The following is a 14,185-nucleotide window of genomic DNA, read 5'->3' on the forward strand; positions in this document are numbered from 1 at the left end:
TGCCGCGACCAAGCCTACATGGACGTATTTACGGCGTCCCCCTCAACCGGACCCACCCCGCCAACCCACGGAATGCACGCCTTTGACGTTGACGTTGACGTTGATTCTGCGGGTGCAGGGCTGCAAGCCCTGCCGGAACCCTTACCCCGCCGGGGTAGCAGCACCGTTCAAGTAATCCAGGCTCACCTGCATCAGCGCGCGGAACCCGACGTCCAACGCCTTCTCATCCAACAGGAACTTCGGCGAGTGGTTCGCCGGCGCCGTCGCCGGGTCGATGCCCACGCTGGTCGAGCCCACGAAGAAGAACATGCCCGGCACTTCCTTCGCGTACAGCGAGAAATCCTCCGCGCCCATCTGCAGCGGCGGCTCGTACACGTTGTCCTTGCCCACCACCGCCTGCAGGCTCGGCAGCATCTTCGCGGTCAGCGCCGGGTCGTTCACCGTGGCCGGGTTGCCCTCCGCTTCGTAGATGTCGGTCACCGCCTTGGCACCGTGCGCGGCCGCGGTGTGCTCGGCCACGTTGCGCAGGTCGGCGAAGATCTGCTGGCGCATGCCCTCGTCGAAGGTGCGGATGGTGCCGACCATTTCCACTTCATCCGGAATGATGTTGTAGCGGATGCCGCCGTTGATCGCGCCGAAGGTCAGCACCGCCGGCTGCTTGGACAGGTTGGCGCGGCGGCTGACGATGGTCTGTGCCGTACCGATCAGGTCGGCGGTGGCCACGATCGGGTCCACGCCGTTCCACGGTGCCGAACCATGGGTCTGGCGGCCGACCACCTTGATGCCGAAACGATCGGACGCGGCCATCAGCGGGCCACCGCGCACGGCGATCTGGCCCGCCTGCACGCTGGAAAACACATGCAGGCCGAACACCGCTTCCGGCTTGAAGTCGGCGAACAGGCCTTCCTTCAGCATCAGCGCCGCACCGCCCTCTTCCGGCGGCGGCGCGCCTTCCTCGGAGGGCTGGAAGATCAGCATCACCTGGCCGGGCAGGTCCTTCTTCATCGCCACCAGCGCCTGCGCCACGCCCAGCAGGGTGGCAGTGTGTGCATCGTGGCCGCAGGCATGCATCACGCCCACGGTCTGCCCGCGGTACTGCGCGGTGGCCTTGGATGCGAACGGCAGGCCGGTCTGCTCAGTCACCGGCAGCGCGTCCATGTCCGCGCGCAGGGCGATCTTCGGGCCCGGCTTGCCGCCTTCGATGATCGCCACCACGCCGTGGTGGGCGATGCCGGTCTTCGGCTTCAGGCCCATCGCACGCAGGCGCTTGGCGACCTCGGCCGAGGTGCGCTCCTCGCGGTTGGACAGTTCCGGGTGCTGGTGGAAATCACGGCGCCACTCCACCACCTGGGCCTGCAGGCGCTGCGCGGCGGCGGTCACCTCCGGGCGCTCGGCCTGCTGGGCGTGAGCAAGGGCCGGCAGGGCCAGCAGCAGGGCGGACAGCAGCAGGGAACGGCGCATCGGGGTCTCCACGGAAGGGGTCTGCACCTGAATGTAGGCCAACACCGCCGCTACGGGAACCTCCTTCGCTGCGCCCGGTCTTAGCGCCCGTCCCATACGTCATGCAGGAAACGTAGCGGGCCACAGGTATGCTTTGCGCATTGCCATCCGGGGTCCGCCCCGACCAGCCCTCTTGGAGTCCTTGAATGTCACGTGTTTGGAAGATCGTGCTGCTGGTCGTGGCAGTGCTGGTGCTGGCGGTGGTGGGCGTGCGCGTCCTCGGTGGCGGCAAGGACAAGGCCGGTGGCCAGGCCGCAGGTGCGCGCCAGGGCGGTGAGGATCCCGATGCCGGCCCGGTGCCGGTGACCGTGGTCGATGCCACGCGCCAGGACGTGCCGGTGTATGCCAGCGCGCTGGGCACGGTGACCGCGATGAACACGGTGACGGTGAGCCCGCAGGTCGGCGGCCAGCTGATGAGCCTCAATTTCCGCGAGGGCCAGGAAGTGAAGCAGGGTGACCTGCTGGCACAGATCGACCCGCGCAGCGCCCAGGCCAGCTACGACCAGGCCGTGGCCGCCAAGCGCCAGAACGAGGCGCTGCTGGCTACCGCCCGCTCCAACTACCAGCGCTCCAACGCGCCGGAGTACCGCCAGTTCGTCGCCAAGACCGATCTGGATACACAGCGAAACCAAGTGTCACAGTACGAAAGCGCCGTGGCCGCCAACGAAGCCAGCGCGCGTGCCGCGCAGGTGCAGCTGCAGTACACCCGCATCACCGCGCCGATCTCAGGCATCGCCGGCATCCGCGCGGTCGACGCCGGCAACGTGGTCAGCGCCGGTACCGCGCTGGTCACCCTCACCCAGATCCATCCGATCCACGTGCTGTTCAACCTGCCCGAGCGTCAGCTCGCCGACGTGCGCCAGGCGCAGAACGCCGGTGCCGTGCCGGTGGCCGCACTGGACCGCGCCGACTCGCACGTGCTGTCCGGTGACGGCAAGCTGGACGTGGTCGACAACCTGATCAGCGCCGACAGCGGCACCTTCAAGGCCCGCGCGATCTTCGACAACACCGACAACGGCCTGTGGCCGGGCCAGTTCGTCAACGTGCGCATGCAGCTGCGCACGATCGGCGGCGGCGTGGTCATTCCCACCCAGGCGGTGCTGCGTGGCCCGGACGGCGAGTACGTCTATGTCGTGCAGGGCGACAACACGGTGAAGATGCAGACCGTGCGCAGCGGCGTGGAAGTGGGCGACAGCCAGGTGCAGATCGCCGAAGGCCTGAAGGGCGGCGAGCGCGTGGTCAGCGAAGGCCAGTTCCGCCTGAAGCCGGGCAGCAAGGTGACCGCGCTGAAGCCGGGCGAGACGCCGGCGGCACCGACCGAGGCCGAACTGAAGGCCGCTGAACAGAAGAGTGGCGGCAGTGGCCGTCGTGGTGGTGGCCCGCGCTGAGCGCAGGCCACCCTTTCCTTTCGCGCCGGCCTCGCAGCCGGCGCTGCCATTGAAGCGCCAGCAAGGATCAGTCCGTGGGCTTTTCGACGATCTTCATCCGCCGTCCCATCGCTACCTCGCTGTTGATGGCGGGCCTGTTGCTGCTGGGCATCCTCGGTTACCGCAAGCTGCCGGTGTCGGCGCTGCCGGAAATCGATGCGCCCAGCCTGGTGGTCACCACCCAGTACCCGGGTGCCAACGCGACCACCATGGCCTCGCTGGTGACCACGCCGCTGGAGCGCCAGTTCGGGCAGATCTCCGGGCTGGAACTGATGACCTCCGATTCCTCGGCGGGGTTGTCGACGATCATCCTGCAGTTCTCGATGGACCGCGACATCGACATCGCCGCACAGGACGTGCAGGCGGCGATCCGCCAGGCCACCCTGCCCTCCTCGCTGCCCTACCAGCCGGTCTACAACCGGGTGAACCCGGCCGATGCGGCCATCGTCACCCTCAAGCTGACCTCGGACACGCGCCCGCTGCGTGACGTCAACAACTACGCCGACTCGATCCTCGCCCAGCGCCTGTCGCAGGTGCAGGGCGTGGGCCTGGTCTCGATCGCCGGCAACGTGCGCCCGGCCGTGCGCATCCAGGTCAACCCGGCGCAGCTGTCGAACATGGGCCTGACCATGGAGGAGCTGCGCAGCGCGCTCACCCAGGCCAACGTCAATGCGCCGAAGGGTTCGTTGAACGGCAAGACCCAGTCCTACAGCATCGGCACCAACGACCAGCTGGCCAGCGCCGCCGAGTACCGCGACACCATCATCAGCTACAAGAACGGCCGCCCGGTGCGGCTGTCCGACGTGGCCGACGTGATCGACGGCGTGGAGAACGACCAGCTGGCCGCCTGGGCCGATGGCAAGCCGGCCGTGCTGCTGGAAGTGCGCCGCCAGCCGGGCGCCAACATCGTGCAGACCGTCGAGCGCATCCGCGCGATCCTGCCGCAGCTGCAGGGCGTGCTGCCGGCCGACGTGCACCTGGAAATCTTCAACGACCGCACCGAGACCATCCGCGCCTCGGTGCACGAAGTGCAGTTCACCCTGATCCTCACCATCGGCCTGGTGGTGGCGGTCATCTTCGTGTTCCTGCGCCGGTTCTGGGCCACCATCATTCCCTCGGTGGCGGTGCCGCTGTCGCTGGCCGGTACCTTCGCGGTGATGGCCTTCACCGGCATGTCGCTGGACAACCTTTCGCTGATGGCGCTGGTGGTGGCCACCGGCTTCGTGGTCGACGATGCGATCGTGATGATCGAGAACATCGTCCGCTACATCGAGCAGGGCAAGAGTGGCAAGGAAGCGGCCGAGATCGGCGCGCGCCAGATCGGCTTCACCGTGCTGTCGCTGACCGTCTCGCTGGTGGCGGTGTTCCTGCCGCTGCTGCTGATGCCCGGCGTCACCGGCCGCCTGTTCCACGAGTTCGCGTGGGTGCTGAGCATCGCCGTCGTGCTGTCGATGCTGATCTCGCTGACGCTGACCCCGATGATGTGCGCCTACCTGCTCAAGCCCGACGCCCTGCCCGAGGGCGAGGACGCGCATGAGCGCGCGGCCGCGGCCGGCAAGCAGAACCTGTGGACGCGCACCGTGGGCCTGTACGAGCGCAGCCTGGACTGGGTGCTGGGCCACCAGAGGCTGACCCTGGCCGTGGCCGGCGCCGCGCTGGTTCTGACCGTGCTGCTGTACGTGCTGATTCCCAAGGGCCTGCTGCCCGAACAGGACACCGGCCTGATCACCGGCGTGGTCCAGGCCGACCAGAACATCGCCTTCCCGCAGATGGAGCAGCGCACCAGGCAGGTGGCCGAAGCACTGCGCCAGGATCCGGACGTGACCGGCGTGTCGGCCTTCATCGGCGCCGGCAGCATGAACCCCACGCTCAACCAGGGCCAACTGTCGATCGTGCTGAAGGAACGCGGCGAGCGTGATGGCCTGGATGAGATCCTGCCGCGCCTGCAGAAGGCCGTGGCCGGCATCCCCGGCGTGGCGCTGTACCTCAAGCCCGTGCAGGACGTGACCCTGGATACCCGCGTGGCCGCCACTGAGTACCAGTACTCGCTGTCGGACGTGGATTCGGCCACCGTGGCCACCCAGGCCACGCGCCTGACCGAGGCGCTGCGCAAGCGCCCGGAACTGGCCGACGTGGACAACAACCTGTCCAACCAGGGCCGCGCCCTCGAACTGAACATCGACCGCGACAAGGCCAGCGTGCTGGGCGTGCCGATGCAGACCATCGATGACACGCTCTACGATGCGTTCGGCCAGCGCCAGATCTCGACCATCTTCACCGAGCTCAACCAGTACCGCGTCGTGCTGGAAGTCGCGCCCGAGTTCCGCACCAGCACCGCGCTGATGGAACAGCTGGCCGTGGCCTCCAACGGTGCAGGCGCCCTCACCGGCACCAACGCCACCAGCTTCGGCCAGGTCACCTCGTCCAACTCGTCCACCGCCACCGGCATCGGCGCGCAGAACACCGGCATCACCGTCGGTGCGGGCAACATCATCCCGCTGTCGGCGCTGGCCGAAGGCAAGGTCACCAGCGCGCCGCTGGTGGTCAGCCACCAGCAGCAGCTGCCGGCAGTGACGGTGTCCTTCAACATCGCCCCGGGCTATTCGCTGTCCGATGCGGTCAAGGCCATCCAGGAAACCAAGGACAGCCTGGACATGCCGGCCCACCTGCATGCCGAGTTCATCGGCAAGGCGGCCGAATTCACCGGCAGCCAGACCGACGTGGTGTGGCTGCTGCTGGCCTCGCTGGTGGTCATCTACATCGTGCTGGGCGTGCTGTACGAAAGTTACATCCACCCGATCACGATCATCTCCACCCTGCCGCCGGCCGGCGTCGGCGCGCTGCTGGCGCTGATGGTGTGCGGGCTGAGCCTGTCGGTGGATGGCATCGTCGGCATCGTGCTGCTCATCGGCATCGTCAAGAAGAACGGCATCATGATGGTGGACTTCGCCATCGAAGCGCGCCGTGCCGGTGCCAACGCGCACGAAGCGATCCGCCGCGCCTGCCTGCTGCGCTTCCGCCCGATCATGATGACCACCGCTGCGGCCATGCTCGGTGCGCTGCCGCTGGCGCTGGGCACCGGCATCGGTTCGGAGCTGCGCCGCCCGCTGGGCATCGCCATCGTCGGCGGCCTGCTGCTCTCGCAGCTGGTCACCCTGTACACCACGCCGGTGATCTACCTGTACATGGAACGCTTCTCCGAGTGGCTGGCCCGTCGCCGCGAGCAGCGCGCCCTGCGTGACGGCACGCTGCAGGAGCCGCAGGCATGATCCACGCCCCGCTGCTGCGGGGGGCCGCACGATGAACCTGTCCGGCCCCTTCATCCGCCGCCCGATCGGCACTGCCCTGCTGGCCATCGGCTTGTTCATGATCGGCCTGATCTGCTACCTGCGGCTGGGCGTGTCGGCACTGCCGAACATCCAGATCCCGGTGATCTTCGTGCACGCCAGCCAGGCCGGTGCGGATGCGGCGACGATGGCCTCCACGGTGACCGCGCCGCTGGAACGCCACCTCGGCCAGCTGCCGGGCATCGACCGCATGCGCTCGTCCAGCTCGGAAGGCAGCTCGCTGGTCTTCATGATCTTCCAGACCGACCGTGACATCGATTCGGCCGCGCTGGACGTGCAGACCGCGATCAATTCGGCACAGGCCGACCTGCCCTCGGGGCTGGGTTCGCCCATGTACCAGAAGGCGAACCCGAACGACGATCCGGTCATCGCCATCGCCCTGACCTCGCAGACGCAGTCGGCCGACGAGCTGTACAACGTCGCCGATTCGCTGCTGGCCCAGCGCATCCGCCAGATCAGCGGCGTGGCCTCGGTGGACATCGCCGGTGCCTCGACGCCGGCCGTGCGCGTGGACGTCAACCTGCGCCTGATGAACGCCCTCGGCCTGACCGCCGACGACCTGCGCAATGCCGTGCGTGCGGCCAACGTGACCTCGCCCACCGGCTTCCTCAGCGACGGCAACACCACCACGGCGATCATCGCCAACGATTCTGTGGCGCGCGCCGCCGATTTCGCCGAGCTGGTGGTCAAGACCCAGGGCGATGGCCGGGTGATCCGCCTGAAGGACATCGCCAACGTCTACGACGGCCAGCAGGATGCCTACCAGGCCGCGTGGTTCAACCACAAACCGGCCGTGGTGATGTACGTGTTCACCCGTGCCGGCGCCAACATCGTCGAAACCGTGGACCGGGTGAAGGCGCAGATTCCCGCGTTGCGCGACTACCTGCAGCCCGGCACCACCATGACCCCGTACTTCGACCGTACGCCGACCATCCGTTCGTCGCTGCATGAAGTACAGATCACCCTGCTGATCAGCCTGGCCATGGTGGTGCTGACCATGGCGCTGTTCCTGCGCCGGCTGGCGCCCACGCTGATCGCCGCAGTGACCGTGCCGCTGTCGCTGGCCGGTGCCGCGCTGGTGATGTACGCGCTCGGTTTCACCCTCAACAACCTGAGCCTGCTGGCCCTGGTCATCGCGATCGGTTTCGTGGTGGACGATGCCATCGTGGTGATCGAAAACATCATGCGCCACCTCGACGAGGGCATGCCGCGCCTGCAGGCGGCCTTCACCGGCGCGCGCGAAATCGGCTTCACCATCGTCTCCATCACCGCCTCGCTGGTGGCGGTGTTCATCCCGCTGCTGTTTGCCAGCGGCATGATGGGCGCGTTCTTCCGCGAGTTCACCGTCACCCTGGTGGCGGCCATCGTGGTCTCGATGATCGTCTCGCTGACCCTGACCCCGGCGCTGTGCAGCCGCTTCCTCAGCGCGCATGACCACACCGCCGCACCGTCGCGCTTCGGCCGCTGGCTCGATGCCGGGCACGACCGCATGCTGCGCATCTACACGGTGTTCCTGGACTTCTCGCTGCGCCATGCCCTGCTGCTTTCGCTCACCCCGCTGATCCTGATCGGCGTCACCATCTTCCTGTTCGGTGCGGTGAAGAAGGGCGCGTTCCCGCCGCAGGACACCGGCCTGATCTGGGGCCGCGCCAATTCCAGCGCCACCGTTTCCTTCGAGGACATGGTCGCCCGCCAGCGCCGCATCACCGACATGCTGATGGCCGACCCGGCAGTGAAGACCGTGGGCGTGCGCCTGGGCAGTGGCCGCCAGGGTTCCAGCGCGCAGTTCAACGTCGAGCTGAAGTCGCGCAAGGACGGCCGCCGCGAGACCACCGCCCATGCGCTGGCCCGCCTGAGCGCCAAGGCCGACCGCTACCCCGACCTGCAGCTGCGCCTGCGGGCCATCCAGGACCTGCCCAGCAACGATGGCGGCGGCAACAGCCAGGGCGCGCAGTACCGCATCTCGCTGCAGGGCAATGACCTGGCCGCGCTGCAGGAGTGGCTGCCCAAGCTGCAGGCGGCGCTGAAGAAGAACCCGAAGCTGCGCGACGTCGGCACCGATGTCGACAGCGCCGGCCTGCGCCAGAACATCGAGATCGACCGGGCCAAGGCCGCGCGCCTGGGCATCTCGGTGGGTGCCATCGATGGCGCGCTGTACGGGGCCTTCGGCCAGCGCCAGATCTCCACGATCTACTCGGACATCAACCAGTACAGCGTGGTGGTCAACGCGCTGCCGTCGCAGACCGCCACGCCGACGGCACTGGACGAGGTGTACGTGAAGGCGCGCAGCGGCGAGATGGTGCCGATCACCGCGGTGGCCCGCCAGGCGCCGGGGCTGGCGCCGTCGCAGATCACCCATGAAAACCAGTACACGACGATGGACCTGAGCTACAACCTCGCACCGGGCGTCAGTGCCGGCGAGGCCAAGGCGATCATCGACGCGACGGTGGCCGGCATGCGCATGCCGGGCGACATCCGCCTGGCCGACGATGCGGGCTTCGGTTTCAATTCCGACCCCAGCGACATGCTGATCCTGGTGATGGCGGCGATCCTGACCGTGTACCTGGTGCTGGGCATGCTGTACGAGAGCCTGATCCACCCGGTGACGATCCTCTCGACCCTGCCAGCGGCCGGCGTGGGCGCGCTGCTGGCGCTGTTCGGCACCAACACCGAACTGTCGGTCATTTCGATGATCGCGCTGGTGCTGCTGATCGGCATCGTCAAGAAGAACGCGATCATGATGATCGACTTCGCCCTGGTGGCGCAGCGCGAGCATGGCCTGGCACCACGCGAGGCGGCGCGCGAGGCCAGCATCGTGCGCTTCCGCCCGATCATGATGACCACCATGGTGGCGATCCTGGCGGCGGTGCCGCTGGCGATCGGCCTCGGCGAGGGCTCGGAGCTGCGCCGCCCGCTGGGTATCGCGATGATCGGCGGCCTGCTGTTCTCGCAGAGCCTGACGCTGCTGAGCACCCCGGCGCTGTACGTGATCTTCTCGTGCCTGGCCGAACGCTGGCGGGCACGCCGCGCGCGCAAGCGCGAAGCAAAGCTGCTCAAGCGCGCGCAGCGGGCGTGATGGGAGGTGCCGGCCAGCGGCCGGCACTACCGCGGAAGGCCATCCACGCAGGGCGTGGATCTACTGGTAGAGCCGGCCGCTGGCCGGCTGCCTGGCCCTCCGGGTTTGACGCGCCGTAACGAAAAGAGAACAATTCGCATCCAGCCACGGTCCTGCGCCGCCTCCCCCAGCGACGCCCCGCTGCCGCTTGCCGGCACGCCTGCGTGATCCCAGCCATTGACCCCTTCCCTTCCGCCACCGCGGACGGTCGCGTGCTGTCCGCCGAGGATCCCCCACCGATGCTGCCCACCCGCTCCCCCCGCCTGGCCGTGCTGGCCATGGCCCTGTCCGCCGCCTGTGCCGCCCACGCCGGAGCCCCGGCCGATACCCGCAGTGCCACCGACCTGGATGCGATCAAGGTCACCGCCGAACGCACCCATACCGAAGCCGGCGCCCTCGGTGACCGCGCCCTGCGCGACACCCCGTTCGCGATCACCGCCGTCGGCCGCGAGCAGATCGAGCAGCGCCAGGTCGTCTCGCTGGGCGAAGTCTTCCTGTTCGATCCGTCGGTCACCACCCAGGTCAGCGCCTACGCCAGCGGCTGGAGCTCGCCGATCCGCAACCGCGGCATCGACCTCAACTTCGACAGCTACCGCGTCAACGGCCTGCAGGTGTCCTCGTGGGGTACCGAATGGCCGCTGGAAGTGATGGAGCAGGTGGACCTGCTGAAGGGTCCCGGTGGCTTCCTGTACGGCTTCGGCGCGCCCGGCGGCATCGTCAACTACATCACCAAGAAGCCGACCGACACCACCACCTTCAGCGCCCAGCTCGGCTGGCGCGAACAGGGCATCGCCAGCGGCGGCGTGGATGTCGGCGGCCGCTTCGGCAACGAGCAGATGTTCGGCTACCGCTTCAACGCGTACCAGGAAAAGGGCGAGACGTTCAACGGCGGCCATGTCGACCGCAAGGTCGGCGCGCTGTCGCTGGACGCGCGCCTGAGCGATGCGCTCACCTGGACCTTCGACGGCGTGTTCCAGTCGCGCGACCTCAGCGAGGAATCGCCGCAGTACTACTTCATCGGCCTGACCTCGCTGCCGCGCCCGATCGCCGGTGACGTCGACAACAGCGTACCCGGCACCTACTACGACACCCGCTCCAGCCTGCTGTCGACCGCCCTCAACTGGCAGATCAACAGCGACTGGAAGGCCAGCCTGAGCTACGGCGTCACCACCTCGTGGAATGACGTCAACAAGATCTTTGCCTACATCGACGATGTGAACGGCGACTACGACGTGAACGTGTACGAGCTGGGCGGCAAGAGCGAGTGGAAGCTGGCCCAGGCGCTGGTGCAGGGCAGCTTCCGCACCGGCCCGCTGCAGCACCAGCTGGTGGCCGGCGTCAGCCACCAGACCGGGCTGGGCTGGGACCGCCCCTACGAGTGGAGCAACATCGGCCGCGCCAACCTCTACCAGCGTTCGGCCATCCGCCACGACGCGGTGGGCTCGCGCGTACTCAGCCGCGGCGATGAAACCGTGCAGCAGGCGGTCTTCGCCAGCGACACCATCGATGTCGGCGGTGGCTGGTCGGTGCTGGCCGGCTGGCGCTACAACGACTTCGAAACCAAGGGCAGCTACCACACCTACCCGGTCACCCCGACCTACGCGGTGATGTACAAGCCCAGCGATGCGGTGACCCTGTACGCCAGCTACATCGAATCGCTGGAAGCCGGCAGCCGCGTCGGCAACACCTACATCAATGCTGGCGATGTGCTGGACCCGACCATCAGCAAGCAGTACGAGATCGGCGCCAAGGTGGAAGCCCCGCGCTGGAACGCGAACGTGGCAGCGTTCCGGCTGGAACGCGGGGCCAACATCGACCTGCTGACCAGCGCCGGCAAGTTCCTGGTGCAGGACGGCATCACCCTGTATGAAGGCGTGGAAGCCAGCGGCGACCTGCACCTGAGCGACGCGCTGACCGTCGGCGGCGGCGTGACCTGGCTGGACCCGACCTACGACAAGCTGTCCCCGGCCAGTGCATCGCAGGAAGGCAACCGCACCGCCGGTGCCGCCCGCTGGAGCGGCGTGCTGCACGCCAACTACCAGTTGCCGTGGGTGGACGGGCTGGAAGCCTATGCGGCCGTGCGCTACTACGGCGATGTCTGGTACGACGCCGACAACACCCTGAAGCTGCCCGACTACACCCTGGTCAACGCCGGCGTCGGCTACCGCCTGCTCGCCTCGGGCCATCCGGTCACCCTGCGCGCCAGCGTGGAGAACCTGGGCAACCGCAAATACTGGTCGAACGCGGGCGTCGGCCTGCCGCGCACCTTCGCGGTAAGCGTGCGCTGGGAGATGTGACCCGGCGCTACCCAACTCGGTGGGTGCGGACCGTTGGTCCGCACATCGGCTGCTGAAGGTGGGTGGGTGCGGACCGTTGGTCCGCACATCGGCTGCTGAAGGTGGGTGGGTGCGGACCGTTGGTCCGCACATCGTCCCCCCATTTCACGCGCGCACCGCAATAATGGGGGCATCCCGCCCCCCGAGCCTGCATGTCCACCCGCGAATCCCGTTTCAGCCGCCTGTGGGCACACGAAAAGGCCAGCTACGGCCTGCGCGTCTTCATCGCCCTGACCACGGCGCTGGGCGTGTGCTGGCACCTGGATGCGCTGCCGGCCCTGCCCGGGGTGTTCCTCGGCATCATCGCCAGCGCCATCGCCGAGACCGATGACAACTGGTGGGGCCGGACCAAGGCGGTGCTGCTGTCGCTGCTGTGCTTCTGCATCGCCGCCGCCTCGGTCATCTGGCTGTTCCCGCTGCCGTGGGTGTTCATCGGCGCGCTGGCGCTGTCCACGTTCTGCCTGACCCTGCTGGGCGCGCTGGGCGAACGCTACGCGTCCATCGCCCAGGCCACGGTGACCCTGGCCATCTACACCATGATCGGCCTGGAGCAGCACGGCGGCGCCGGCGACCTGCCGCGCGCCATGGAAGCGGCCAGCCACCTGCTGATCGGCGCGGTCTGGTACGGCCTGCTGTCGATCCTGTGGACGGCGCTGTTCGCCAACCGGCCCGTGCGCGAACGGGTCGCCCGCCTGTACGTGGAACTGGGCCGCTACCTGCAGCTCAAGGCCACGTTGTTCGAACCGGTGCGCGAAGCCGACCTGCAGCGCCGCCAGCTGGACCTGGCCGAACAGAACCGCCGCGTCGTCGGCGCGCTCAATGAAGCGAAGGCCGCGATCCTGGCCCGCTTCGGCCGCTCCGGCCGGCCCGGCGTCAATTCCGGCCTGTACCTGCGCCTGTACTACATGGCGCAGGATTTCCACGAACGCGCCAGTTCCTCGCACTACCCCTATGGCGCGCTGGTCGATGCGTTCTTCCACAGCGACGTGCTGTACCGCTGCCAGCGACTGCTTGACCTGCAGGGCCAGGCCTGTGCGCGCCTGGGCGAAGCCATCCGCCTGCGCCGCCCGTTCGTGTACGGCGAAAGCAACCAGCAGGCCGGCCGCGACCTGGCCGATGCGCTGGCCTACCTGCGCGACCAGCAGCGCCCGCAGTGGCAGCGCCTGCTCGGTTCGCTGGACCTGCTGGTGCACAACCTGCGCAGCATCGAACGCCGCCTGCTTGATGCCGAACGTTCCGAAGCCAGCCTGGACAACGTCGATACGCGCCTGCGCGACAGCAATCCACATACCCTGCGCGAGATGGGCGTGCGCATCCGCCAGCAGCTCACGCCGGGCTCGGTGCTGTTCCGCCACGGCCTGCGCATGGCCGTGGCACTGGTCGCCGGCTTCCTCGCCATCCGCCTGTTCGACGCGCAGCACGGTTCGTGGGTGCTGCTGACCATCGTCTTCGTGTGCCGGCCCAACTTCGGCGCCACCCGCCAGCGCCTGGCCCAGCGCGTGGTCGGCACCCTGGCCGGCCTGGTGCTGACCTGGGCGCTGCTGCAGCTGTTCCCGCAGCTGCACGTGCAGCTGCTGATCGCCCTGCTGTCGGCGCTGCTGTTCTTCTACAACCGCACCGATCGCTACCTGGTGGCCTCGGCAGCGATCACGGTGATGGCGCTGACCTGCTTCAACCTGATCGGCGACGGCTTCGTGCTGATCGTCCCGCGCATGGTCGACACGGTGCTGGGCTGTGCCATTGCCGCTGCCGCTGCGTTCCTGATCCTGCCCGACTGGCAGGGGCGGCAGCTGCACCTGGTGCTGGCACGGGTGCTGGATACCGCCTCGCGCTACCTCGATTCGGTGCTGGGCCAGTACCGCAGCGGCATGCGCGATGACCTGGCCTACCGCATCGCCCGCCGCGACATGCACAACGCCGACGCGGCCCTGTCCACGGCGCTGTCGAACATGCTGCGCGAGCCCGGCCACGTGCGCCGCAACCTCGATGCCGGCTTCCACTTCCTGGCCCTGTCCAACACCCTGCTTGGCCACCTGTCCGCGCTGGGCGCGCACCGCGACCAGGTGGACAGCTACGCCGGCGATCCACTGGCCCTGGCCGCTGGTGACCGGGTGCGCAAGGCGCTGCAGCAGCTGGCCACCGCGCTGACCGCACGGCAGCCGGTCAGCGAGGAGGACAACGATGCCGACCGTGCCGTGGCCGCCGAGCTGGAACAGATCGAAGAAGCGATGCCGCCGAAGCTGCAGTTGATCCGCACGCAGATGGCGCTGGTGCTGCGGCTGCTGCCGAAGGTGCGCGCGGCGGCGAACCAGGCGGTCACCACCCTGACCTGATGGGACGTGCGGACCAACGGTCCGCACCCACCGGGGCGCTTTCATGCGGACCAACGGTCCGCACCTGCCGATGCCGCACCATTGTGTTGCAGCTGGCGCTGCATGCCGATCACAGCGTCGGGTGGAT

6 protein-coding genes are annotated in these 14,185 nt (G+C 68.1%); 5 read left to right on the forward strand and 1 reads right to left on the reverse strand.

Annotation, left to right across the window (positions count from 1 at the left end; all coding sequences use genetic code 11):
* Positions 1–141: 141 nt before the first annotated feature.
* On the reverse strand, positions 142–1,461 hold the full coding sequence (locus AC3WL7_RS15335) for a M20 family metallopeptidase (protein WP_108760665.1): 1,320 nt from the start codon (positions 1,459–1,461) through the stop codon (positions 142–144).
* 185 nt (positions 1,462–1,646) lie between these two features.
* On the opposite strand from AC3WL7_RS15335, the gene AC3WL7_RS15340 reads away from it, so the two are divergent.
* The 5 genes from AC3WL7_RS15340 (at position 1,647) to yccS (ending at position 14,058) form a co-directional block, all read left to right on the forward strand.
* Entirely contained in the window at positions 1,647–2,888 is a 1,242-nt protein-coding gene (locus AC3WL7_RS15340; protein ID WP_492751371.1) for an efflux RND transporter periplasmic adaptor subunit, read from the forward strand.
* Between the two features lie 74 nt (positions 2,889–2,962).
* Positions 2,963–6,196, forward strand: a complete 3,234-nt coding sequence (locus AC3WL7_RS15345) for an efflux RND transporter permease subunit (RefSeq protein WP_079223830.1) — start codon at positions 2,963–2,965, stop codon at positions 6,194–6,196.
* Positions 6,197–6,227: 31 nt separating this feature from the next.
* A complete protein-coding gene (locus AC3WL7_RS15350) occupies positions 6,228–9,350 on the forward strand; it encodes an efflux RND transporter permease subunit (RefSeq protein WP_492751374.1) in 3,123 nt (1,040 codons plus the stop codon).
* A 278-nt stretch (positions 9,351–9,628) separates the two neighbouring features.
* Complete coding sequence (locus tag AC3WL7_RS15355) at positions 9,629–11,686, forward strand: TonB-dependent siderophore receptor (RefSeq protein WP_492751376.1); 2,058 nt, start codon at positions 9,629–9,631, stop codon at positions 11,684–11,686.
* A 191-nt stretch (positions 11,687–11,877) separates the two neighbouring features.
* A complete protein-coding gene (gene yccS, locus AC3WL7_RS15360) occupies positions 11,878–14,058 on the forward strand; it encodes a YccS family putative transporter (protein ID WP_079223835.1) in 2,181 nt (726 codons plus the stop codon).
* Positions 14,059–14,185: the final 127 nt, after the last annotated feature.

The sequence above is a fragment of the Stenotrophomonas sp. FW305-3-2-15-E-LB1 genome, assembly GCF_058787375.1.